At 69.8% G+C, this 23,942-nt stretch carries 22 protein-coding genes; 16 read left to right on the plus strand and 6 right to left on the minus strand.

Annotation, left to right across the window (positions count from 1 at the left end; all coding sequences use genetic code 11):
• Positions 1-5 precede the first annotated feature (5 nt).
• Together B7K24_RS11950 and B7K24_RS11955 are read right to left on the minus strand one after the other, a co-directional pair.
• Entirely contained in the window at positions 6-956 is a 951-nt protein-coding gene (locus B7K24_RS11950; RefSeq protein WP_084130561.1) for a PDR/VanB family oxidoreductase, read from the minus strand.
• A complete protein-coding gene (locus B7K24_RS11955) occupies positions 953-1,567 on the minus strand; it encodes a helix-turn-helix domain-containing protein (RefSeq protein ID WP_144268292.1) in 615 nt (204 codons plus the stop codon). The genes B7K24_RS11950 and B7K24_RS11955 overlap by 4 nt, the downstream gene beginning before the upstream one ends.
• Positions 1,568-1,741: 174 nt before the next feature.
• Here B7K24_RS11955 and B7K24_RS11960 point away from each other — a divergent pair, with 174 nt between their 5' ends.
• The 9 genes from B7K24_RS11960 to B7K24_RS12000 all read left to right on the plus strand — a co-directional run bounded on the left by B7K24_RS11960 (position 1,742) and on the right by B7K24_RS12000 (position 10,512).
• On the plus strand, positions 1,742-2,989 hold the full coding sequence (locus tag B7K24_RS11960) for an amidohydrolase family protein (protein ID WP_084130563.1): 1,248 nt from the start codon (positions 1,742-1,744) through the stop codon (positions 2,987-2,989).
• Positions 2,986-3,753, plus strand: a complete 768-nt coding sequence (locus B7K24_RS11965) for an ABC transporter ATP-binding protein (RefSeq protein ID WP_084130564.1) — start codon at positions 2,986-2,988, stop codon at positions 3,751-3,753. The genes B7K24_RS11960 and B7K24_RS11965 overlap by 4 nt, the downstream gene beginning before the upstream one ends.
• Positions 3,753-4,643: an ABC transporter permease gene (locus B7K24_RS11970; RefSeq protein ID WP_084130565.1), complete on the plus strand. Its 891-nt coding sequence runs from the start codon at positions 3,753-3,755 to the stop codon at positions 4,641-4,643. The genes B7K24_RS11965 and B7K24_RS11970 overlap by 1 nt, the downstream gene beginning before the upstream one ends.
• A gap of 61 nt (positions 4,644-4,704) precedes the next feature.
• A complete protein-coding gene (locus B7K24_RS11975; protein ID WP_084130566.1) occupies positions 4,705-5,910 on the plus strand; it encodes a nitrate ABC transporter substrate-binding protein in 1,206 nt (401 codons plus the stop codon).
• Positions 5,911-5,933: 23 nt separating this feature from the next.
• A complete protein-coding gene (locus B7K24_RS11980; protein WP_084130567.1) occupies positions 5,934-6,692 on the plus strand; it encodes an SDR family NAD(P)-dependent oxidoreductase in 759 nt (252 codons plus the stop codon).
• Between the two features lie 29 nt (positions 6,693-6,721).
• Entirely contained in the window at positions 6,722-8,059 is a 1,338-nt protein-coding gene (locus B7K24_RS11985) for an FAD-binding oxidoreductase (RefSeq protein ID WP_144268294.1), read from the plus strand.
• Entirely contained in the window at positions 8,056-8,862 is an 807-nt protein-coding gene (locus B7K24_RS11990; RefSeq protein WP_084130569.1) for a creatininase family protein, read from the plus strand. The genes B7K24_RS11985 and B7K24_RS11990 overlap by 4 nt, the downstream gene beginning before the upstream one ends.
• The gene (locus B7K24_RS11995) at positions 8,859-9,434 is read left to right on the plus strand and encodes a pyridoxal 5'-phosphate synthase (RefSeq protein ID WP_084130570.1); all 576 of its coding nucleotides are present in this window, start codon (positions 8,859-8,861) and stop codon (positions 9,432-9,434) included. The genes B7K24_RS11990 and B7K24_RS11995 overlap by 4 nt, the downstream gene beginning before the upstream one ends.
• Entirely contained in the window at positions 9,424-10,512 is a 1,089-nt protein-coding gene (locus B7K24_RS12000; RefSeq protein ID WP_255372786.1) for a methylenetetrahydrofolate reductase C-terminal domain-containing protein, read from the plus strand. The genes B7K24_RS11995 and B7K24_RS12000 overlap by 11 nt, the downstream gene beginning before the upstream one ends.
• Here B7K24_RS12000 and B7K24_RS12005 read toward each other — a convergent pair.
• Complete coding sequence (locus B7K24_RS12005; protein WP_084130572.1) at positions 10,505-11,509, minus strand: quinone-dependent dihydroorotate dehydrogenase; 1,005 nt, start codon at positions 11,507-11,509, stop codon at positions 10,505-10,507. The two genes, B7K24_RS12000 and B7K24_RS12005, sit on opposite strands and share 8 nt — an antisense overlap.
• A gap of 32 nt (positions 11,510-11,541) precedes the next feature.
• On the opposite strand from B7K24_RS12005, the gene B7K24_RS12010 reads away from it, so the two are divergent.
• Positions 11,542-12,984, plus strand: a complete 1,443-nt coding sequence (locus B7K24_RS12010; protein ID WP_084130573.1) for a leucyl aminopeptidase — start codon at positions 11,542-11,544, stop codon at positions 12,982-12,984.
• Between the two features lie 192 nt (positions 12,985-13,176).
• On the opposite strand, the gene B7K24_RS12015 is transcribed toward B7K24_RS12010, so the two are convergent.
• On the minus strand, positions 13,177-13,512 hold the full coding sequence (locus B7K24_RS12015) for an oxidoreductase (protein WP_234986698.1): 336 nt from the start codon (positions 13,510-13,512) through the stop codon (positions 13,177-13,179).
• A gap of 88 nt (positions 13,513-13,600) precedes the next feature.
• Between B7K24_RS12015 and lpdA the strand changes: the two genes are divergently transcribed.
• Genes lpdA through B7K24_RS12030 form a run of 3 tightly spaced genes read left to right on the plus strand, consistent with a single transcriptional unit; the run spans position 13,601 to position 17,771 of the window.
• Positions 13,601-14,986 (plus strand): dihydrolipoyl dehydrogenase, encoded by a 1,386-nt coding sequence (gene lpdA / locus B7K24_RS12020; RefSeq protein ID WP_084130574.1) that lies wholly within the window; start codon positions 13,601-13,603, stop codon positions 14,984-14,986.
• Positions 14,987-15,008: 22 nt separating this feature from the next.
• On the plus strand, positions 15,009-16,871 hold the full coding sequence (gene sucB / locus B7K24_RS12025) for a 2-oxoglutarate dehydrogenase, E2 component, dihydrolipoamide succinyltransferase (protein ID WP_084130575.1): 1,863 nt from the start codon (positions 15,009-15,011) through the stop codon (positions 16,869-16,871).
• Between the two features lie 6 nt (positions 16,872-16,877).
• Positions 16,878-17,771, plus strand: a complete 894-nt coding sequence (locus tag B7K24_RS12030; RefSeq protein WP_084130576.1) for a TIGR01777 family oxidoreductase — start codon at positions 16,878-16,880, stop codon at positions 17,769-17,771.
• 11 nt (positions 17,772-17,782) lie between these two features.
• Here B7K24_RS12030 and B7K24_RS12035 read toward each other — a convergent pair whose 3' ends face one another.
• Both B7K24_RS12035 and B7K24_RS12040 read right to left on the minus strand, forming a co-directional pair.
• Complete coding sequence (locus tag B7K24_RS12035; protein WP_084130577.1) at positions 17,783-19,021, minus strand: RIO1 family regulatory kinase/ATPase; 1,239 nt, start codon at positions 19,019-19,021, stop codon at positions 17,783-17,785.
• A 49-nt stretch (positions 19,022-19,070) separates the two neighbouring features.
• On the minus strand, positions 19,071-21,266 hold the full coding sequence (locus B7K24_RS12040) for an efflux RND transporter permease subunit (protein WP_084130578.1): 2,196 nt from the start codon (positions 21,264-21,266) through the stop codon (positions 19,071-19,073).
• A gap of 109 nt (positions 21,267-21,375) precedes the next feature.
• Here B7K24_RS12040 and lipB point away from each other — a divergent pair, with 109 nt between their 5' ends.
• Genes lipB through B7K24_RS12055 form a run of 3 tightly spaced genes read left to right on the plus strand, consistent with a single transcriptional unit; the run spans position 21,376 to position 23,850 of the window.
• Positions 21,376-22,080, plus strand: coding sequence for a lipoyl(octanoyl) transferase LipB (gene lipB, locus B7K24_RS12045; protein WP_084130579.1), 705 nt, complete (start codon positions 21,376-21,378; stop codon positions 22,078-22,080).
• Entirely contained in the window at positions 22,077-23,102 is a 1,026-nt protein-coding gene (lipA, locus tag B7K24_RS12050) for a lipoyl synthase (RefSeq protein ID WP_084101144.1), read from the plus strand. The genes lipB and lipA overlap by 4 nt, the downstream gene beginning before the upstream one ends.
• Before the next feature lie 52 nt (positions 23,103-23,154).
• Positions 23,155-23,850 carry a DUF4191 domain-containing protein gene (locus B7K24_RS12055; RefSeq protein ID WP_084130580.1) on the plus strand — a complete coding sequence of 232 codons (696 nt, stop codon included), beginning with the start codon at positions 23,155-23,157 and terminating at the stop codon, positions 23,848-23,850.
• Positions 23,851-23,942 lie beyond the last annotated feature (92 nt).

Here is a 23,942-nt window from a genome sequence, read left to right on the forward strand (position 1 = left end):
GCGCCCTACAGGTCGAGGACCAGGCGCGGGCACGCCGCTCGCGACACGCACACGTACATCACGTCGTTACGTGCGCGCTCGTCGGGAGTGAGGATCGAGTCGCGGTGGTCTACCTCGCCCTCCAGCACGGGGGTCTCACACGTGCCACACGTCCCCTCCGTACAGCTCGAGAGCACCAACGCACCGGCCTCCTCGACCGCTTGCAGGATGCTCGTGCCGGGCTGCACCTCGACCGTCACGCCCGTCATCGCGAGCTCCACCTCGAAGGCCTCGTCGCGCGCGGGCTGGGCGAGTTCGACGGGGGTGAAGTGCTCCACGCGCAGGTCGACCCCATGGCGCGAAGCAGCCGCCGCGGCAGCGTCCAAGTAGGCGGCCGGACCACAGGCGTAAGCGACGGCGCCAGAGCCGGCCGCGACCATGATGGCGTCAAGATCGGCCCGCGTTCCCTCGTCCCCCACGTAAAGGGCGACGCGTTCGCCGTGGACCTCGAGGAGCTCATCGGCGAGCGCCATCGAGGCGCGGGTGCGACCTGAGTACGCGACACTGTAGTCGGCCCCTGCGGCCTTCGCCTCGGCCGCCATCGCGGCAATCGGCGTGACGCCAATCCCGCCCGCCAAGAAGACCGTGGTCGCACCGGACGGCTCGTACGCAAAGTGCCGGCGCGGCTGCGAGGCCCCCAGTACCAACCCCGGCTCGGCGTGGTCGACAAGCCACTGCGAGCCACCCCGACCGTCGACCTCTCGCAGCACTCCCACACGCCATCGATCCGCGCCGGCCGGACCGCACAGGGAGTACTGCCTCACCACATCGCCGGGAAGACGCAGGTCGATGTGGGCTCCCGCGCGCCACGCGGGAAGCTCGCCCCCGCCATACGGCGCCAGTTCGATGAGGGCGACGTCCCCCACCCGAGAAACCTCCACCACTTCCACCTTGAGCTGAGCGGCCTCATGGCTCACGCGAGCACTCCATCCTGTTGAGGGGCGACATGGGGGCGTTCCTTCACGACCAGCACGTGATAGCCAGCGGCGTCGAGCGCACGCCAGCGGTGAGGCACGCCGCCGCCGTAGTACACGGAGTCGCCCGGTTCGAGCGTCTGGCATTGACCGTCGAGTTCGACCTCCACGCGTCCCGCGACCACGTGGAGGAACTCGTGCTCGTCGTGAAAGTAGACGTCGCCAAACTCGCGGGTGAATCCTCGAATGCTCAACGGCCTGAACCTCGCGTCTGGGCGGCTGATCAGCAGTTGCGCCTCTTCGTTCCCGAAGTCACCGCGCGCTGCGGTGCCGCGTGGCACCACCGAGACTGCGGTCGCGGGGGTCTCGTCGGCAGGTGCAAGCAGTTCGATACGCGACGTGCCGAGAGCGTGTGCAATGCTCCCCAGCGAGCGGATGCTGGGATTTGCGAGGTCCCTCTCGACCTGGGACAGGAACGGATGGGACAGGCCGCTGCGCTCGGCAAGCTCGACCAGTGTCAGTCCGCGAGCGCGGCGCAGATCCCTCACTCGCGCACCCAAGGATGCCGAGGCACGCACCGAGGTACCAGGCGCATCGGTCACAGAATCACTCACGCGCGTCCCCTCCCCAGGGCCTCGATGCGGGCCGCGACGGGACGTTGGTCCCGAACCGTGACCGCGAATTTACGGTAAGAAATCGGCGCGTCACGAGCCGGAAACGAACGCTCCCTACTGTGACGGATGTTGATGCTATCAACATTCGCACCGAGGTCAGGGAGGCCACCAGGGATGGGAATCGACGGCGGGACACCGGCACTTCTGCGGGGCGCGAGCGTGCCCGGCGTGGGCGCGGTGGACGTCCAACTGGAGGACGGCAAGGTCCGCGAGGTGATGCCCTCAGGTACCGCACCGATCCCCTCGGACCCCGCCGCCGTACTCGACCTGGACGGCTACCTCCTGGTGGGTGCGATGGCCGAGCCGCACGCCCACCTCGACAAGGCGGGGTCATGGGACAAGATCCACCCGCCCATGGGCGACCTGCGCGCCGCGATCGTGAGTTGGCGCGACTACGCCGACACGATGACGGAGACGGACGTCTTCGAGCGCGCCCGTGCCCAGGTGCTGCGCAACGTCGCTCACGGCACCACCGCCATCCGCACCCACGTCGACGTCCTGCGCGGCTCTGACCCGTTGCGCGGCATCCGCGCGCTCGTCGCCGTTCGCGAGGACCTGCGCGACGTCGCGGACATCGAAATCATCACCCTCAGCCCCGACGACATTCCATCGTCGGTGATCGAGGCGGCCCTCGATGCGGGCGCCGACGGCGTGGGCGCGGCCCCGCACCTCGCGCCGGACCCGTTCGCGGAATTGTCCCGCCTGCTCGACATCGCCGAACGGCGCGGCTGTGTAGTCGACATGCACACCGACGAGTCCCTCGACGAGGTGGTCACGCTTGGCGCCTTGGCCGAGCGCACCCACGGCTGGCGTCAGAACGTCTCGGCCGGGCACTGCGTCCGCCTGGGTACCCTCCCCGTCGCCGAACGAGACGACCTCATCGCGAAGGCCGTCGCCGCCCGTATCGGCATGATCGCCAATCCCATCACCAACCTGTACCTGCAGGGGTGGGAGCACGAGGTGGCCACACCGCGCGGCCTCACCGCTGCACGCGCGCTGATCGATGCAGGGGCACGCTTCGCCGCCGGCGCCGACAACGTGCGCGACCCCTTTAACCCCATGGGGCGCTCGGATGCCCTCGAGACCGCGATGCTGCTCGTGGTCGCGGGACACGTGACGGCCGACGAGGCGTTCCATGCCGTGTCAGCCGGCGCCCGTGACGTCATGGGGCTCGCGCCGGCCGGGCCCACTCCAGGCGCTCAGGCCGACCTCGTGGCCATCCGTGCGCAGCACCTCACCCAGGCCATCGCGGAAGCTCCCGGCGACCGCATCGTGCTCCACCGCGGACGGATCGTGGCACGCACCACCTCCGCCGTCCACTTTCCCACCCAGGTCCCCGAACCCGTGAAGGCGAGGTCATGACCACCACCGACACCACGAGCGTGCACACGCGCGCCGCATCTTTGCTGTCTTTCGAGGACGTCGAGATGACGTTTCCCGACGGCACGGTCGCCCTTCACTCGGTGAACCTCGACCTGAAGCGCGGCGAGTTCGTCACCGTCGTCGGCCCCTCGGGCTGCGGCAAGTCCACGCTGCTGCGCATCGCCTCCGACCTTGAGACGCCCTCGCACGGCGAGGTCGCCCTCGCCACGGACCGCATCGGCTACGTATTCCAGGACGCCACCTTGCTCCCCTGGCGCACCACCCGCCGCAACGTCGAGTTGCTTGCCGAACTGCACGGCGAGGCCAAGGACCGGCGTGCGGCAGCAGCGCAGGAGACCATCGACCTCGTGGGCCTCAGCGGCTTCGAGGACCACCTGCCGCGCCAGCTGTCCGGCGGCATGCGCATGCGCGCCTCGCTCGCACGGTCGCTCACCCTCGACCCCGAGGTGTTCCTCTTCGACGAGCCCTTCGGCGCGCTCGACGAGATCACCCGCGAGCGACTCAACGATGAGGTACTGCGCCTGTTCAGCGAGAAGAAGTTCGCGGGCCTGTTCATCACGCACTCCGTGTCCGAGGCGGTCTACCTGTCGACCCGCGTCATCGTCATGTCGGGCCGGCCCGGCACGTTCGTCGCCGAGTTCGAGGTGCCCTTCGACATGCCGCGCGACCCGGAGGTCCGCTTCACCCCGGAATTCGCCGAACTCGTCGGCGAGGTATCCCACGCACTGAGGGAGGCCCACTGATGGCCACAGATCCGACGACGACCGCACCGGCCACGACGGCTGAGCCCGCCACCGCATCGGCCGGCCCGACCGCGACCACACCCGCTGCATCGGCCCCCACCAAGCCCTCCCGCAAGAAGGGGCAGTCGCGCTGGCTGACCTGGGGACCGCCGCTCGGGATCGCCGCGCTCATCATCGCCGCCGCCTACATCGCGAACGCAGCGCTCGGCGACCGGTCATTTCTGCTGCCCGCGCCGCACGCGGTCCTCGCGAAGCTGTGGGACCCCACGACCGCGCCGGACATGTGGACAGCGGCGTGGCGCACCACCGTCGTGTCCCTCACGGGGCTCGCGATCGCCATCGCCATCGGCGTCACGTGGGCGATCATCATGAACCAGACCAAGTGGATGGAACGGGCACTCTTTCCCTATGCGGTGATGCTGCAGGCCATCCCGATCCTGGCCATTACCCCGCTGATCGGCTTCTGGTTTGGTTACGACTTCACGGCCCGCGTCGTGGTGTGCGTGATCATCGCGCTCTTCCCGATGGTCTCCAACACCCTGTTCGGCCTGCAGTCGGTCGAGCGCGGCATGCGTGAGCTGTTCCAGCTTCAGGGAGCCTCCCGCGGCACGGTGCTGCGCAAGCTGGAACTCCCCGCGGCGCTGCCAGCGATCTTCGCCGGCATGCGCATCTCCGCGGGACTGTCCGTCGTCGGCGCCATCGTGGGCGAGTTCTTCTTCCAGCGCGGCACGCCGGGCCTGGGATCGCTCATCAACAAGTACAGCGCCCGCCTGCTGTCCGAGGAACTCTTCGCCTCGGTCCTGGTCGCGTCCCTGCTGGGCGTCGCGATCTTCCTGTTCTTCGGCTGGCTCGGTAAGCGAGCGGTCGGCAAGTGGTACGACTTCGGCTGATTCGCCGCAGTCGCCTCCGCCCTGAGGGGCATGTCCTCACCTATCCATGAAGGAGCGCAGTATGCGAGTCCACTTCAAGTCCGCCTCGGTCATCGCGGGGCTGGCGGCGACCGCCGTCACGCTGTCGGCATGTTCGTCTGACGCGGAGCCCGAGTCGAGCGACGCACCCGAGTCCTCGGCCACCTCCTCCGCCACCGCGTCGGCCTCCGCCGGCGGCCTCGACCTGTCGGCCGTGTGCCCCGCGGACATCAAGATCCAGACCGACTGGAACCCCGAGATGGAGCACGGCCACCTGTACGCCTTGCTCGGCGACGAGTACGAGGTCGACTCGGACAACAAGTCCGTTACCGGCCCCCTGATGGCATCCGGCGAGCCCACCGGCGTGGACGTCACCATTCTCTCCGGTGGCCCCGCCGTCGGCTTCGCCCAGCCCAACGCGCAGCTGTATTCCGACACGTCGATCTTCATGGCGTACGTCGGCACGGACGAAGCGATTGCACACTCGACCGACCTGCCCACGGTGAGCGTCTTCCAGCCGCTCGAGAAGGACCCCCAGATGATCATGTGGGATCCCGAGACCTACCCCGACGTCACCGGCATCGCGGACCTCGGCACCGACGGCACCACCGTGCGCGTCTTCCCCGGCGGCGTCTACATCGACTACTTCGTGGGTGCGGGCATCCTCTCGGCCGACCAAATCGACACCACCTACGACGGCACCCCCGCGGTGTTCGTCTCCGAGTCCGGCGCGATCGCTCAGCAGGGCTTCGCCTCGGCCGAGCCATTCATCTACGAGAACGAGGTCGACGCCTGGGGCAAGCCCGTGGGCTACGAGCTCATCAACGACGCGGGCTTCCCCAAGTACGCGGCGTCGATGTCGCTGCGTCCCGATGACGTCACCGAGTACGCCGACTGCCTCGAGCTGCTGGTGCCCGTCATGCAGCAGGCCGAGGTCGACTACTACGACGGCACGCTCAAGGACTCGGTGAAGGACCTCGTCCTCGAACTGGTCGACGCTTACGACACCGGCTGGGTCTACTCGGCCGAGGTCGCCGACTACTCGTTCGACACGATGATCGCCGACGGCATCGCCTCGGACGGCCCCGACGGCGTGCTGGGCACGTTCGACGCCGACCGCGTCGCGGAGCTCTTCGAGATCGTCGAGCCGATCTACGGCGAGCAGGGCATCGACATCGCCGAGGGCCTCACCCCCGAGGACCTCTACACCAACGAGTTCATCGACGAGTCGATCTCGCTCGGCTTCTAAGCACCACCTCCAAGGAGTAACCCATGACGACCCCTCCGGTGACGACCATCTCCCGCCTGACAGGCAGGAAGGCCATCGTCACCGGAGGGGCGCGTGGCATCGGCGCCGCGATCGCCTCCCGCCTGGCCGCCGAGGGCGCAAAGGTCGTCATCCTCGACCGCCTCGAGTCCGAGTCGGCAGCGACAGCGGCCGCCTGCGGCGGACGCGCGGTCACCGTCAATCTGGCCGATGCCATGGATACCGCCCTCGCGATGGACGAGGCGATTGCGGCGGCCGGCGGCGTCGACATCCTGGTCAACTGCGCGGGCATCTTCGCCAAGACTCCCCTGCTCGACATCACCAGCGAGAGCTGGGACGCGATGCTCGACATCAACGCGCGGGCCACCCTCATCACGATGCAGCGCGCCGCAGCGGCCATGATCGCCGCCGGCGGCGGCACCATCATCAACATGGCCTCCATGGCCGCAAAGAAGGGCGGTGGCCTCGAGGGCCACTACGCGGCGTCCAAGGCGGCCGTCGTCGCCCTGACCCGTGCCGCCGCCGAGGAGTGGGGCGCGCACGCGATCCGCGCCAACGCGGTCTGCCCCGGCTACGTCCTGACGGAGATGGGCGCGGACACCCGCTCGGCCGAGCAGGTCGCCGGATGGTCGCAGATGTCGCCCCTGGGCCGCCTTGCACGCCCCTCAGACGTGGCGGACCTCGTCGCCTTCCTGGCCAGCGACGAGTCCTCGTATATGACCGGCCAGGCAGTCAACCTCACCGGCGGCATGGTGATGCACTAATGCCGCCCTTCCCCCTCAAGGAGGCCACCATGTCCGCTCTCGGCGCCATCGACACCACCCGCATCGACGCCCTCAGGGTCGAGCTTGTCGACATCCTCGGCGAGGCCGCCGTCGCGACCGACGACGCCCGCCTCGAGCGCGCGTCCGTCGACGGGTCCGGCATGTCTCCGCTGATCAAAGAGCTGCTGCCGTTGGGGCGCGCGCAGATCCTCGCCATGCCCTCCTCGGCCGAACAGATCGTCGCCACCGTCGCCGCGGCGGTCCGCCACGGCGTGCCCGTCACGCCTCGCGGCAAGGGCACCGGCAACTACGGCCAGGGCATCCCCATGAACGGCGGCCTGGTGCTCGACACCAGCAAGGCTCGCCGGGTCATCGAGGTGGGCGACGGCTGGATCGAGGCCGAGGCCGGCGCCGTCATGTGGATGCTCGAGCAGACTGCCAACAAGGCCGGTCAGCAGCTGTGGATGTACCCGTCGACCGCGCAGTCGACCGTGGGCGGCTTCGTCTCGGGCGGCTCGGGAGGTACGGGGTCGATCGCCAACGGCATGATCCACCAGGGCTTCGTGAAGGCCGTCGAGGTCGTGCACGCCACTGGTGAGGCTGCCGCCGTCCGTGTCGAGGGTGACGACGCCGTGCCCTACCTGCACAACTACGGCACCGCCGGGATCATCACCACGGTCCGCGTGGCCCTCGAGCCCCTGCAGCCATGGCGCGCGGTGCTCGCGTCGTTCGATGCGTACGAGGACGTCGTCCAGCTCATGAAGCCACTCGCGTCTCTTACTCCCACGCCCCGCCTCGTGTCCGGCGACCGTGCCGAGATCGCCGCGTGCCTTCCGGCCGAACTGGGCATCCCCGCGGGGCGAGCCTCGCTGCGCGCGATCCTCGATGAGTCCACCGTGGAGGAGGCCACCCGCATGATCGAGGCGGCCGGCGGACGCGTCGACGACGTCCGCGAGGGCGCTCAGCACACCGTCAAGTTGTCGATGAACTCGTATAACCACCCGATCGAGTGGCTCCAGAAGACCGCGCCCGTGCCCTACTTCCACGTCGAGGTGTTGGGCGACGCCCTGGTCGACCGCCTCGACGAGGTCCAGGCGGTTTACCCTGGCGGCATGTTGCACATCGAGGCGCAGCGCGGGCGCCCCATCGGCATGCTGGCCGCGCCCTACGAGAGCGCCGCCGACGTGCTGGCCGGCTTCGACCGCCTGGCCGCCCTGGGCGTCTCGACCCACAATCCACACCAGTGGGCCGTGGACTTCGAACCCGAGCGCACCGCGGCCCTCGCGGCCGTCACCGACCCGCAGGGCCTGCTCAACCCCGGCAAGCTGGGAGCCACCGTTCACGCTCACACCGGGACGCAGATGTGAGCGCTCCAGCGACGCGTGAACTCGCGGAACTCACAGGACCGCAGGCCGCCGCCACACTCACCGCCAACTCGATCGTCGTGTTGCCCGTGGGATCGATCGAGCATCACGGCGACTACCTGCCGCTGGCCACCGACCTCATCATGGCCGACGAGATGTCGCGGCGCGTGGTCGAAGGTGCCGCCGCCGACGGGCTCGACGTCTGGAGGCTCCCCCCGCTCGCCTACACCAAGTCCGACGAGCACGCGTGGGCCCCCGGAACCTTCTGGATCGAAGGTGAGGAGTTGCTCGCCACCTTCCGCAGCATCGGGCGGTCCCTCGCCGCCACGCCCGCGCGCACGATCGTGCTGTACAACGGTCACGGCGGCAACGTCGCACCCATGGGGATTGCGCTGCGTGACCTGCGCCGCAGGTTCGGCCTGAGGACCTTCGCGATGAATGTCGCGGTGCCGGCAGGCGACGGCGACCCTGACGGCGCGGGCGGACCCGACGAGCACGGCCTCGGGATCCACGGCGGCTGGGGCGAGACCTCTCTGCTGATGCATCTGCGCCCCGAACTGGTGCACGAGGAGCACTTCACGCGCGCCATCCCGCCAGGGCTCGTTGAGCGCGAGCAGATCGGCTTCGCCGGTGCCCCGGTCCAGTTTGGGTGGCTCAGCGACGACTTCGGTTTTGGTGGGGTGCTGGGTGACCCGACGGGGGCCGATGCCGCCGCGGGCTCCCGTATCGCGTCCGACCTGGTCTCCAGCGGGGTAGCGGCACTGCGCGAGATCTCCACGTTCGACCCCGCGGGCGGGGTCGCATGACGAGCCTCGACGGCGTTGCCGCCGGCCCGATGGAGATGGCCGCCCAGTGGCTGCCCGGGGGACCCAATCCCTGTGTGATGACGCTGTCGACGCTCGACGAGGGCACCCCCGACTCCCGCACCGTGGTGCTCTCGCTGATCGATGCCGAGGGCTTCCACTTCCACACCGACGCCGCCTCGCGCAAGGTCACGCACATCGCCGCCGACCCGCATGTTGCCCTCACAATCCTGTTGGCCGAGCAGTCACGCCAGGTCGTGGTGCAGGGCACCGCCGCGCAGGTGACGAGCGACGAGGCCGCCCAGGCCTACGCCGACCGCTCGCCCTACCTCAAGCAGTTGGCGTGGCTGAACACGCACGAGTTTGCGATGTTGCCCGAGGACGAGCGTCAGGAACGATGGGCGGCGTTCGCCGCCGAACACGGTGACGACCTCACTCCCGCCCCCGGGTGGATCGGCTTCCGTGTCACCCCCACGCGCGTGTCGTTCTGGTCCGGTGCGCCCGACACGGCGTCGCGCAGGCTTGAGTATCGCCGCGGGCCCGGGGGCTGGGAGACGAGCCTTCGTGCTGGGTGAACTCCCCGCGCCCCCGGCGCCCGGCACAGCCGGCTGCCCCAAACACATGGAGTACGGGCCGTGCGGCGGAGTCGGGTCCACGGGCCGCTGCGAGGTGGCGGATCACGCGTGCTCGTTCCTCACGCTCGCGCCCGTCGCCTGGCACGGCTCCCCCGCCGCGTCTGACGAGCACGCCCGCATGGAGGCAGACCCGGCTGGTGCGCCCTCCCCGCCCCGTGCGGCACAGCGCCTGCGGGACCTCATGCGAGAGCATCCCATCGTCGTCGCCGACTTCCCGGCGCGCGCCCTCGACGGCGCGTCTCTCGCGGAGTGTGCGGCCGCCGTTGCGGGCAGCGTGGACGCGGTCCTCGCGGGCGACGCCGGCACCGCGCGTGTGCAGTTTCCTCCCGCCTACCGCGCGACACTGCTGCGCCACGCGGGTGTCGAACCGTGGATGGGCGTCAACGCGCGCGACCGCAACCGCGTCGCGCTCGAGGGCGAGGCCGCGGCGTTGGCGCATGCCGACGCCGCGGGCGTGCACTGTATTACGGGCGACCACACCCGCATCGGATCCCGGCCCGATGCCGCGCCGGTCTTCGACCTCGACTCCACCGAGCTCGCCGCGTTGATGGCCGGTGCCGGCCACCTCGTCTCGGTGGCCGAGGCTCCCCTGTCGCCGCCCGTCGACGCACGGCCGGGGCGCCTGCTCGTCAAACAGCAGGCGGGGGCCGAGGTGTGCTTCGTGAACCATGCGGGAGGGGCGGCGAACGTCGCCACCTTTGTGGGCCAGGCCCGTGCGCTCGGCGTGAGCCTGGGATTCATCCCGTGCGTGCCCGTCATCGTCGACGCCGGCAGCGCCGCCCTCATTCGTGGCTTCACGTCGCTCGCGCTTCCCGAGGGCTACCTGGATGTCATCCTCGCGGCCAAGGACGTGCGCGCGGCGGGCATCCGCGCCGCCATCGATCTCTCGCTGCGCATGCTCGACATTCCCGGCGTGGTCGGCGTGGACCTGTCGGGCGGCGCGGCGGCCGGCCGCGAACTCGACTTTGCCCGCGCCGAGGCCGAGATCGCGCAGGGGATCCGCGAACGCGTCAGTTGAGCGCCGCGTTGAGCCGGGCCACCCAGCCCGGGCCCTGGTACACGAACGCCGTATAGACCTGCAGCAACGTGGCGCCCGCATTGAGCATCGCCTGGGCATCGGCCACCGACTCGATGCCTCCCACGCCGATGATGGTGACCGCGTCACCCGCGCGAGCCTTCAGCCGTCCGACGACCTCCACGGCCCGCATACGCACCGGCGCTCCCGACAGCCCGCCGGGCCCGCGGTCGTGATTAATGGTGGTGTTCGTCGCGATGATGCCATCGAGGCCCAGTTCGAGCGCCAGGTCGGCGACCGCGTCGACGTCCTCGTCGGCAAGGTCCGGCGCAATCTTGACCAGCAGGGGCACGCGGTGGTCGACGACCGCAGCATCGGCCGCCTCGCGCACGGCGACCAGGATGGGTCGCAGCGACTCAGTCGACTGGAGGTCGCGCAGGCCCGGGGTGTTGGGCGAGGACACGTTGACGACGAGGTACGACGCGTGGGGCGCGAGGCGCGTCGCCGAGTAGGCGTAATCCGCCGCCGCATCCTGAGGTGGCGTGGCCTTGGTCTTGCCGATATTGACACCCAGCACGATGTCCCGGCCGCGCGTGGAGGACCGCAGCCGGCGCAGGCGCTCGGCCACGGCATCGGCCCCCTCGTTGTTGAAACCCATCCGGTTGCGCAGACCGCGAATGTCCTTCTCGCGCCACGACCGGGGCTTGTCGTTACCCGGCTGTCCCTGAGCGGTCACGGTGCCGATCTCGACGAAAGCGAAGCCAGCATCGGCCAACCCCTGCGCCGCCTCGGCGTTCTTGTCCATGCCGGCGGCCAGACCCACGCGGCCGGGGAAGATCAGCCCCAGGGCCTCGACCTGGGTCTTCGCGGCGGGGATGCGCCCCAAGGAGCGGCTCGCTCGGAAGGCCCACGCGCCATAGCGGAATCCGAGGACGCCGATGCGGTGAGCGCGTTCCGCATCCACGCGCGACAACAGATGGTCGTAAAAGGCCCTGTACACGCGACCACGGTAGCGCGGCGTAGGCTCGAGGCATGACCTCTATGAATGCTACGAGCACTGCTGTGTCCACGCTCGCCGCCGATGCCCTCATCCTGGGCTACGACGGCGAGATCACCGCCCACGACCTTCTCGACGACTCCGTGCGCGCGTCACTCGGTGAGGCGGCCGCCTCGCTGGAGGCCTCGAAGAAGCTCGGCTCCACGACCGTCCTGCCTGGCACCTCGGTGGAGGCCAAGCGCGTCGTCATCGTCGGCATCGGCGACGGCTCCGAGGGCAACCTGCGCGAGGCCGCTGGCGCCGCTGCCCGCGCGATCGGCACGCGCCCCGCGACCGTGGTGGTGGCACTGCCCGCCACGACCGACGGCGAGTACGCGGCGATCGCCGAGGGTGCCGTGCTGGGCGCCTACACCTTCAACGCCTACAAGTCCGACGACGAGCTCGCCGGTTACCACGGCCCCGACTGGCTGATCGCGGGCGCGTCCGACGCCGCCATCGACCGTGCACGCATCATCGCCGGCGCCGTCGCCGGCGCGCGTGACCTCGTCAACACCCCGCCGTTGGACATGTTCCCCGCCGCGGTCGCCGACGTCGCCCAGCAGTACGGCGAATCGCACGGCATCACCGTCGAGGTGTGGGAGCCGCAGCGCCTGGCCGAGGAGGGCTTCGGCGGTCTGCTCGCGGTGGGCATGGGCTCGTCGCGCCTGCCCCGCCTCGTCAAGGTCGAGTGGGCGCCCGAGGCCGCCGCTCAGCACGTCGCGATCATCGGTAAGGGCATCACGTTCGACACCGGCGGCATCTCGCTCAAGCCGTCGAAGTCGATGGAGACCATGAAGTCGGACATGTCGGGCTCCGCAGCCGTGCTCCACACGGTCATCGCCGCCGCGCAGGCGAAGCTGCCCGTCAAGGTCACCGGCTGGCTGTGCCTCGCCGAGAACATGCCCTCCGGCACCGCTCAGCGCCCCTCCGACGTCATCCGCATTTACGGCGGCAAGACCGTCGAGGTGCTCAACACCGACGCCGAGGGCCGCCTGGTGATGGCCGATGGCCTCGCCCGCGCCGTCGAGGACAACCCCGACGTGGTTCTCGACATCGCCACGCTGACCGGCGCCCAAGGCGTCGCGCTCGGCACCCGCACCTCGGGCGTCATGGGCGACGACGCGATCCGTACCGAGATCGTCGACGCCGCCGGCGAGGCCAACGAGCTGTTCTGGCCCATGCCACTTCCTGACCACCTGCGCGAGTCGGTCAAGTCGAAGATTGCCGACCTGCAGAACATCGGCGACCCGCAGGGCGGCGGCATGCTGTCCGCCGGCGCCTTCTTGCAGGAGTTCGTGGGCGAGACGCCGTGGGCTCACCTCGACGTCGCGCGCCCCGCCTTCAACGAGGGCGCGCCGTGGGGTTACACCCCCGCCGGCGCCACCGGTGCGGGTGTGCGCACGCTGTTCCGCTTCCTCGAGAAGCGCGCGGGCGTCTAACCTCCCCCGCCTCGTGCCGCACATGTGGACATGTGCGGCACCACACGCGGTTTCGTGACGGAAAGCGGGACACCAGGAGCGTCAGAGCCCCTGGTGTCCCGCTTTGCTGCGTCCCGGTCGCGCGTTCGTGGCGCGCGTGAGGTCATGTGCGCCCGGAAGGGTGGGGCGAACGACGGCCGATGCCGTGGCCGGCTAGTGCCTCTTGCGCTGCTTTTCGTTCCACTCGCGCATGCGTGACGGGTAGCCCGACAGGTTCACGTCGAACGCCGCGATCCCCAGCTGGCTCGCCACCTTCTTCGCGGTGTCCTGGTCCGGCACGCGCCTACGCGTCCACTCCCCCGACTCGGCGACCACCACCATGGTGGTCTGCGTCACGCGTGTGGGCGGTTCGATGAACGCCTCACAGCCGGGACGCGACTGCACGAAGTCCTTGAGGTGGGCGAGCGTCTCCGCCCGCGCCTGACTCGACGACGTGCCGCCACCCTGCGGCGACTTCTTGGACCCGAACATGCGCGAGAACATCCCCATGAGCCCAGGTTAGTCACGCGTCGCGGTTCGCGGGAACGGCCACGAGTGGCAAGATGGGAGGGACCGACACCCACAAGGAGTACACATAGTGACCGAGTCCACCCCACGCTCGTACGACCTACTCATTCTTGGCGGCGGCTCCGGTGGCTACGCCGCTGCGTTGCGCGCCGCGCAGCTCGGCCTGACCGTGGGACTCATCGAAGAGTCCAAGGTCGGCGGCACCTGCCTGCACAACGGCTGCATCCCCACCAAGGCCCTCCTCCACGCCGCGGAGCTCGCGGACAACGCGCGTGAGGGCGCGAAGTTTGGCGTCAACACCACGCTCGAGTCGATCGACATGACCGTGGTGAACCAGTACAAGCAGGGCGTCATCGACCGCCTGTACAAGGGACTCCAGGGCCTCATCAAGTCGCGCAAGGTCACCGTCATCGAGGGCCACGGCACGCTCGTGGGTCCCGACGCGATCGAGGTGCGCGGCGAGCGCTACACCGGCAAGTCGATCGTGCTGGGCACGGGCTCGTACTCGCGTAGCCTCCCCGGTCTCGAGATCGGCGGCCGTGTCATGACCTCGGACCAGGCGCTGGAGCTCGACGTGGTGCCCGCCTCGGCGATCATCCTCGGCGGCGGCGTCATCGGCGTCGAGTTCGCCTCGGTGTGGAACTCCTTCGGCTCGGACGTCACCATCGTCGAGGGCCTGCCCCACCTGGTGCCGAACGAGGACGAGGCGCTGTCGAAGGGTCTGGAGCGCGCCTTCCGTAAGCGCAAGATCAACTTCAAGCTGGGCGTGTTCTTCGAGAGCGTCGAGCAGACCGACTCCGGCGTTAAGGTCAAGCTGGCCGACGGCACCGAGCTCGAGGCCGAGCTGCTGCTGGTTGCTGTGGGCCGCGGCCCGCGCACCACCGGCCTGGGCTACGAGGAGCAGGGCATCCGCATGGACCGCGGCTTCGTCCTCACCGACGAGAAGCTGCACACCGGTGTGGGCAACATCTACGCCGTCGGCGACATCGTCCCCGGCCTCCAGCTCGCCCACCGTGGCTTCGGCCAGGGCATCTTCGTGGCCGAGACCATCGCGGGCCTCAACCCCCAGCCGATCGTCGAGTCCGGGATCCCGCGCGTCACCTACTGCGAGCCCGAGGTGGCCTCTGTGGGTCTCACCGAGGCCAAGGCCAAGGAGACGCACGGCGAGGGCGCGATTGAGACGCTCGAGTACAACCTTGGCGGCAACGGCAAGAGCCAGATTCTTGCCACGCAGGGCTTTGTGAAGCTCGTGCGTGTGAAGGACGGCCCGGTCGTCGGTGTCCACATGCTTGGTGCTCGTGTCGGCGAGCAGATCGGCGAGGCGCAGCTCATCGTGAACTGGGATGCCCACCCCGAGGACGTGGCTCCGCTGATCCACGCCCACCCCACCCAGAACGAGGCCCTCGGCGAGGCGCATCTCGCGCTCGCTGGCAAGCCGCTGCACGCACACGACTGATTCAACGGAGAAGATCACTCATATGAGCAACGACGTCACTCTTCCCGCCCTTGGCGAGTCCGTCACCGAGGGCACCGTCACCCGCTGGCTGAAGAACATCGGCGACACCGTCGAGGTCGACGAGCCCCTCCTCGAGGTCTCGACCGACAAGGTCGACACCGAGATCCCCTCGCCCGTCGCCGGCACCCTCCTCGAGATCCTCGTGAACGAGGACGAGGACGCCGAGGTGGGCGCGGTGCTGGCCCGCATCGGCGAGGCCGGTGAAGCCCCCTCGGGCGGCTCGGCCCCCGCCGCCGAGTCTGCTCCCGCGCAGGAGTCTGCTCCCGCGCAGGAGTCCGCGCCGGCGCCTGCGCAGGCCGAGCCCGCCGCCACCCCTGCCGCCGAGGCCGCCGCGCCCGCGCAGCAGGAGCAGGCCGCGCCTGCCGAGCCCTCGGCTCCCGCCGCCCCTGGTGGTGCGGGCCAGGACGTGACGCTCCCCGCCCTGGGCGAGTCCGTCACCGAGGGCACCGTCACGCGCTGGCTCAAGTCCGTGGGTGAGGCCGTCGAGGTCGACGAGCCCCTCCTCGAGGTCTCGACCGACAAGGTCGACACCGAGATCCCGTCGCCCATCGCCGGCACCCTCCTCGAGATCCTCGTGAACGAGGACGAGGACGCCGAGGTCGGTGCTGTCCTCGCCCGCATCGGCGAGGCGGGCGCCGCGCCCGCGGAGCAGTCGGCTCCCGCGGCGGCGTCCGCCCATGCGCAGGAATCCGCTCCCGCACAGGAGTCGGCTCCCGCTCAAGAGTCGGCCCCGGCCCAGTCGTCTGCCCCTGCAGCGGAGTCGGCTCCGGCCATCCAGCCCGCGGCCGTGGCATCGGCTCCCGAGCCGACCCCGGCTCCTGCCGCTCCGGCCGCTCCCCAGCCTCAGACCGAGGCTCCCGTGGCCGCATCGGCCCCGGCCGCTTCGCAGGGTGAGGGTTCGGGCTACGTCACGCCGATCGTGCGCAAGCTCGCCAAGGAGCGCGGCGTGGACCTCGCGTCCGTGACCGGCACCGGCGTGGGCGGACGCATCCGCAAGGAGGACGTGCTCGCCGCCGCTGAGAAGGCCCCCGCAGCCCCGTCGGCGGCGCCCGCCGCCGCATCGGCCCCCGCCCCCCAGGCATCGGCCAACGAGGTCGAGGTCTCGGAGCTGCGCGGCCAGACGGTCAAGATGACCCGCATCCGCAAGATCACCGCGGACAAGATGATGGAGTCGCTGCACGGCATGGCGCAGCTCACCTCCGTCGTCGAGGTCGACTGCACCAAGATCTGGGCGCTGCGCGCGAAGAGCAAGGCCGCGTTCTCCGAGAAGCACGGCGTGAACCTCACGTTCCTGCCGTTCTTCACCCGCGCGGTCGCGATCGCGCTGCAGGAGCACGCGTTCCTCAACGCCTCGGTGGACGGCGACTCGATCGTCTACCACCCGTCAGTGAACCTGTCCCTCGCGGTCGACACCGAAAAGGGCCTCATGCTGCCGACGCTGCGTGACGCCGACTCGAAGACCATCGTCGAGCACGCTCAGGGGATCGTCGACCTCGCCGGCAAGGCCCGCAACGGCGGTCTCAAGTCCGACGAGATCTCGGGCGGCACGTTCTCGGTGACCAACACCGGCTCGGGCGGCACCCTGTTCGACACCCCCATCGTCCCCTCCCCCCAGGTCGGCATTCTCGCCACCTGCGCGATCGTCAAGAAGCCGGTCGTCGTGAAGGGGCCGGACGGTGAGGACGTCATCTCGGTGCGTCCCATGGCCTACCTGCCCCTCAGCTACGACCACCGCATCGTCGACGGTGCCGACGCCGCCCGCTTCCTGCAGACGGTCAAGCGCATCATCGAGGCTGGCGAGTTCGAGTCCGAGTTGGGCCTGTAGCACCCCATGCGCGTCGTCATCGCTGGCTCGTCCGGCCTCATCGGCACTGCCCTGCAGCAGTCGTTGAGGTCGGACGGCCACGATGTCGTCTCGCTCGTGCGCCGCGAGGCGCGCGGCCCGCGGGAATCCTCGTGGGATCCCCAGCGCGGCCAGGTCGACATCGACCTCATCCAGACGGCCGATGCCGTGGTCAACCTGGCGGGCGCGTCCATCGGTGGCAAACGCCTCACCTCTTCCTATGCGGACGTGGTGCTGCAGTCGCGGCTCGATGCGACCTCCACGCTCGTGAACGGCCTGATCAAGGCCGACTTCTCCGGCGTCCTCCTGCAGGGCTCGGCCATGGGTTACTACGGTGCCCGCGGCGAGGAGCGGCTGTCCGAACGCTCCGGCCCCGGCGACACGCTGTTGGCGCGCATCGTCACGCAGTGGGAGGCCGCCGCTCGGCCCGCCGTCGATGCCGGCATCCGCACGGTCTTTTGCCGCACCGGCCTCGTCCTGGCCGGCCATGGCGGCTTCGCCGAACGCTTGCTCCCCCTCGTCAAGCGGGGGCTCCTGCGGTCGCTGGGCTCCGGCGATGCGTGGCACTCATGGATCGCCCTCGAGGACCAGGTGCGCGCCCAACGCTTCCTGCTCGACTCGGACCACGCCGGTCCGGCCAACATCATCGCGCCCATCGCCGTGCGCGACCGTGAACTCATCCGGGTGATGAGCAACGCCGCCGGGAAGTCCCCTGGCCTGCCCGTGCCCGCGACGGCGCTACGCCTGGCCATCGGCCCCGCCATCGAGGACCTGCTGTCCAGCCAGCTCGCCACTCCCGGCGTGTTGACGCGGCTGGGCTTCGAGTGGCTCTACCCGGAAATCACCGCGGCGGCGCACCACGTCATCGCCACGGCCGCCTAGCACCGCTCCTGCTAGGGCGCCCGCGCCGCGACCACGCGCCACGCGTCGCCGTTCCATGCCAGGTCGATCCTCACGCTCTCGTCGCGCGCCGCAACCGCCTGCGTCGCGGTGGCGTCACGTCGACGGTGGGCGCTGAGCGTGTAGGTCAGGTCCACCGTGGCGGACGCATCGGTGCGTGACACCAGCGTCGCCTCCGCGACGTCCACGGTCAGCCCCTCATAGGCCAGGGTGCCCGCGGCCAACAGCGCCGCGGTGCTTTCCACGTCGTCCACGACGGCGCCATCGCCGGCGACGGTGGCACGCAGCGCGGCACCGTCACTGGCCGCCAGTGCGGCAACGCGGCGTTCGGTGAGGTCGACGGCCGCGATGGCGGGATCGCTCGGCGCGCCGGGCTCCGTCACCGTCGCGCTATCCGCCGTGCCGGCCGATGCCGTCTCGACGACCCCGTCGAGCAGCGGGGGCACGGCAATCGTGAGCCAGCATGCTGCGGCGACGGCCGCCGCGACGACCGTCGCTCGTGCGGCGAATCTGCGTGCGCGCCACCACCGTCCTTCACGGATGCGCTCGGTCCGCTCGACCGCCCGGGAGCGCACCGCTGCGGCGACGTCCCGCGTAGGAACGGCTACCGGGACCGCCGGACCGGCCCGTGCGATCAGGGCGCTCACCTGAATGGCCGTCGGGCGTGCGGCGGCGTTGGCGACGACGAGGGCGGCGGTGAGTCGGCGCACCTCCGTCTCGTCCTCGGCGCGCACCGCCCAGCGCATCAGGCGCCCCAGGGCGTAGACGTCGGCGCGCTCGGTGTGCGCCCCGGCGACACGCTCGGGCGCACGGAACCCGGGTGTCCCACGCTCATCGTCCCGGACAGCGGCGAGGGTATCCACGAGGGTGATCCCGCCCGCGCGCACCAGCACGTTTGCCGGAGAGACGTCCCCGTGCACGAGCCCGGCCGCGTGCATGGCCGCGAGGGCATCGGCCACGCTCCTGCCGAGCCATCGCACCTCTGGCGCCGTCAGCGGCGGCCGGTGCGCGGCCACCTGGGTGAGGTCCATGCCCTCGACGATCGGGACGCGCGCCACGACGTCACCGGCTGGTCCATCCTCGATCCCGTCGGGGGCGAGCACATCGTCGCGAGCGAGCGACGCGAGGCGGACGGCGCGGCGTCGTGCGCGCTCCCTCAGCGCCGGCCCCTGGCCGAGCGTGCGGCGGAGCCAGGCGGGCGCTGTCGCAGCGGGCGCTAAGGAGACGGACATGCGTTCAGCCTGCCGCAGGGGGCGGCAGGCTGAACGTTTTCCACAGGGATTAATCGGTGATGCGCGAGCTCCACGGCCACCACGAGCGCTTGCCGACGTCCGCCACCAGCCCGGGCACCAGGAGGGAGCGCACCACGAAGGTGTCGATCAGCACGCCGAGGCCCACGATCACCGCGATCTGCGCGAGGAAGATCAGCGGGATCACGCCGAGCGCCGCGAACGTCGCGGCAAGGACGATGCCCGCCGAGGTGATCACGCCGCCGGTCACGGCCAGCGCCCGGCGGATGCCGGCGCGGTTGCCATGCGCGAGCGACTCCTCTCGCGCCCGCGACATCAGGAAGATCGAATAGTCGACTCCCAGCGCCACGAGGAACACGAAGCCGAGCAGCGGCACCGAGGGATCGGAGCCAGGGAAGCCGAACACGTGGTTGAACAGCAGCGCGGACAGGCCAATGGTCGCGCCGTAGGACACGATATTGGCGACGACGATCAGCAGGGGCGCCACGACCGCGCGCAGGAGCAGCACCAAGACGACGAAAATCACGGCAAGGATCGTCGGCAGGATGATCGCCGTGTCCCGCTGCGTCGTCAGACGCGTGTCGAGCTGCTCGGCGGCCGTGCCGCCGACGAGGGCGTCGTCGGCCAAGGGGTGCACGACGTCGCGCACGTCCTGGACGATGTCCGCAGCCTCGTTCGAGCTCGACGAGACCTGCGTGATGGCGACGACCTCCACCCGGCCGTCGACGACAATCGGGTCCTCGGGCCCGGCGACGCCCGCGGGGGCGCCCTGGGCCACGGACGGCGTCAACAGGTAGGCGTCCTCGATGCCGTCGACGCCAGCGGTGGCCTCCACGGTGGCCTCGGCCTGATCCTCGGGAACGATGATGCGGATGGGCGACGAGGCGCCGGCATCGAAGTGGTCCTCCAGGACCGCGGTGCCCTTCACGGAGTCCGTGTCGCGGGTGAAGACCTCCTGCTGGCCCAGGCCCGAGGCCTGGAACGTGGGCACAAAGGCCGCGAAAACCAACAACCCCGCGCCGGCTGCGATCCAGGTGCGACGCGGGTGGGCGTCGACGCCGCGCGCGACCCGAGCCCAGAATCCCTTGCCCTGCGAGGGGTCGGCGACCACGGCATCGGCCGCGTCCTCGCGATAGCGAGGCATCGCGGGCCAGAACACGCCGCGCGCGTGCTTGCCGCCGATGAGCAACAGGGCGGGCAGCAACGTCAGCGCCGCGATCAGTGCCGAGACGATGCCCAGAGCGCCGGCCGGGCCGAGCGCTGCATTCGACTTAAGGTCGCTCAAGAGGAGCACCAACAGGCCGAGGATGACGGTGATGGCGGAGGCCGCGATGGGCTCGACGGACCGCCTCCACGCCTTTGCCATGGCGGTGTACGGCGACGGGGTGCGCAGGAGCTCCTCGCGATAGCGGGCAACCATCAGGAGCGCGTAGTCGGTCGTGGCGCCCACGACGAGGATGAACATGATGCCCTGAGCCTGGCCGTTGAGGGTGATCATGTCGGCGTCGGCCATGGCGTAGACCGCGAGGATGGCGCCCGTGAGCGCGATCATGGCGGTGCTGAGCACCAGCAGCGGCAGGACGGGGCTGCGGTAGACGATCAAGAGGATCACGAGGACGACGGCGAGCGCGACGAGAAGCAGGATGCCGTCGATACCCGCGAAGGCCTCGAGCAGGTCAGCAAGAATGCCGAGCGCGCCGGTGAGGTGTCCCTCAAGGTCCGTGTCCTGCTCGGCCCACACGGCGCGGATGGTCTGCGCGACGGATTCGCCGAGCGTGCCCTCGCCCACGGCTTCCTCAGCGACGCCAGAGTCGATGGAGAACGCGACCAGCGCGGCCTCGCCGTCCTCGCTCGGCACCACCTGAGGAGCCTGCTGGCCGGCCGGAGGGGACAGCACCTCGCCGACCGTGCGGCCCTCGGCATCGCCCTCGATGGGCATGGCGACGACGTCGTCGACGAAGGACTCGACCTGGGCGAGGTCCTCCTCACCTGTGACGCCATCGACGACGAAGATGCCCGGCAGGCTCGTGACGGGCGAGAACTCGCGGTGCTGTTCGGCGGCGAGGGTGGACTCGGCCGAGGACGGCAGGAAGGCTGCCGAGTCATTCTCTTGGACATCGGACAGCTTGCCGAATGTCTGGCCGCCGGCGCCTCCGATGGCAAGCCACGCGACGATCACGACGACGAGAACCAGGGGGCGCCACCAGGTGCGCTGCGACGTTGACATGCTCCTCCTAACAAGGGTGGCGCCACCGTATTCCCACAGTTGTGGGATTGTGATCCGCCTGAGGGATGAGTTCTTCGACCGCCGGTCAACGCGTTAGCCTGAGGACCTTATGGAGATCCTCCCAGTTGGACTCGGTGAGCGCCTCGTGCCATATCACGAGGCGTGGGACCTGCAGCGGCGCTTGCACGCCTCTAGGGTCGCCGACGAGGCGTCCGACGCCGTCGTTCTCGTCGAACACGAGGACGTCTATACGGCCGGCAAGCGCACGGCGACATGGGACCGCCCCACCGACGGCACCCCTGTGGTCGACGTCGATCGCGGCGGTCGGATCACCTGGCACGGCCCCGGCCAGCTCGTGGGCTATCCCATCGTCCGCCTCGCCGAGCCCGTCGACGTGGTGCGTTACGTGCGCCAGCTCGAGCAGGCGGTCATGGACCTGTGCGCCTCGTACGGACTCGAGACCATGCGCGTCGCGGACCGCTCCGGTGTGTGGCTTCCCGCTACTGCCACGCGACGCGAGCGCAAGATCTGCGCCATCGGCGTGCGCGTCGCCAAGGGCGTCACGATGCACGGCTTCGCCTTGAACTGCAACCCGGCCCTGGACCGCTTCGACGCGATCGTGCCATGCGGCATTTCCGACGCCGATGTGACGTCACTGTCGCGTGAATTGGGGCGCGACGTGAGCATCGCCGAGGTGGTCGCGCCGCTCACCACGTTCCTCGAGGACGCGCTCGCCCCCGTACGCTGGGAGACACAGGAGCGCACCCCCGCCCCGGACAGCTTCGTCCCCGACCCCCACAAGGAGCTCGCGTGACCCTCGCCCCCGAAGGCCGTCGCATGCTACGCATCGAGGCCCGCAATGCCGAGACCCCCATCGAGCGCAAGCCCGAATGGATCCGCACCAAGGCGACCATGGGTCCCGAGTACACCGAGCTCAAGTCGCTCGTGAAGGGCGGCGGCCTGCACACCGTGTGTGAGGAGGCGGGCTGCCCCAACATCTTCGAGTGCTGGGAGGACCGCGAGGCGACGTTCCTCATCGGCGGCGCCCAGTGCACCAGGCGATGCGACTTCTGCCAGATCGACACCGGTAAGCCCAGTGCCCTGGACCGCATGGAGCCTCTCAAGGTCGCCAAGTCCGTTCAGCAGATGGGCCTCAAGTACTCGACCGTCACCGGCGTGGCCCGTGACGACCTCGACGACGGCGGCGCGTGGCTGTACGCCGAGACGGTGCGCCAGATCCACGAGCTCAACCCCGGTACGGGCGTGGAACTCCTCATCCCCGACTTCAACGCCGACCCCGATCAGCTGGCCGAGGTGTTCTCCTCGCGCCCCGAGGTGCTGGCCCACAACGTCGAGACCGTGCCGCGCATCTTCAAGCGCATCCGCCCCGCCTTCCGCTACGAGCGCTCGCTCGAGGTCATCAGCAGGGCGCAGGCCGACGGCTTCGTCACGAAGTCCAACCTCATTCTCGGCATGGGCGAGACCATGGAGGAGGTGCTCCAGGCGCTGCAGGACCTGCACGACGCCGGCACCGACCTCATCACCATCACCCAGTACCTGCGCCCCTCCCCCCGCCACCACCCGGTGGAGCGCTGGGTGAAGCCCGAGGAGTTCGTGGACCTCTCCGAGGCGGCCGAGGAGATCGGCTTCCTGGGCGTCATGTCCGGTCCCCTGGTGCGCTCGAGCTACCGTGCCGGCCGGCTGTGGGGTCAGGCCATGACCAGCAAGGGCCGCCCCATCCCCGAGTCGCTCGCTCACCTGGGTGAGCCGATGGAGGCACGCCAGGAGGCCGCCGCACTGCTCACGTGGGCGGCTCCCCAGCGTCCGTCCTGCTGAGGGCGAACGGCGCGCCCCACGCGTCCGCGCGGCGACTAGACTGTGGCGCATCATGGCGAAAGAACCCGAGAAGCGGCCGCGTTGGTACAAGCTCGTAGCGCAGGCCTATAAGTCCACGGCCCCCTACGACAAGTGGCTGCTGCCGCTGATGATCGCGATCCCCGTGGTCGTGATCGGCATCGGCGTGCTCATCGGCCTGCTGTCGGGCTCCACCTGGATCCTGGTCTACTCGATCATCTTCGCGGTGCTGGTCGCCGCACTCGCGGCCATGTATGTGCTGACGCGCCGCTTCGAGCGCAACGCCTACATCCGTATGGAGGGTCAGCCCGGCGCCTCGATCTCGATCGCCCAGTCGATCCGTTCGGGCTGGCAGTTCAACGAAGAGCCCGTCTCCGTCGACCCGCGCGGCAAGGGCATCGTCTTTCAAGGTGTCGGCAAGGGCGGCGTGATCTTGCTCGCCGAGGGCGGCAACGGTGCGCGCAAGCCGGTCGAGGCGACCCAGCGCCGCATCACCAAGCTGGTGCCCGGCGTGCCCGTACACGTGATCTATGAAGGCACCGGCGAGGGCCAGGTCCCGCTCAAGAGCCTTGTCAAGGCCATCAAGAAGCACAAGAAGGCGCTGACCAAGGCGCAGCGCTCGCAGGTGGCGGCCCGCCTGAACGCCATCGGCGGCGCCAAGCTGCCGCTGCCCAAGGGTGTGGATCCCATGCGCGCGCGCCCCGATCGCAAGGCCATGCGCGGTCGCTAACTCGCACGAACGTCACGAACGCCGCTCCTCCCACTCGGGAGGAGCGGCGTTCGTCGTTTGTCCCGCCCTGTGGGGCCGATGCCGCGGCTGGG

The organism is Demequina sp. NBRC 110055, assembly GCF_002090135.1.
In the GTDB taxonomy this organism is placed as follows: Bacteria; Actinomycetota; Actinomycetes; order Actinomycetales; family Demequinaceae; genus Demequina.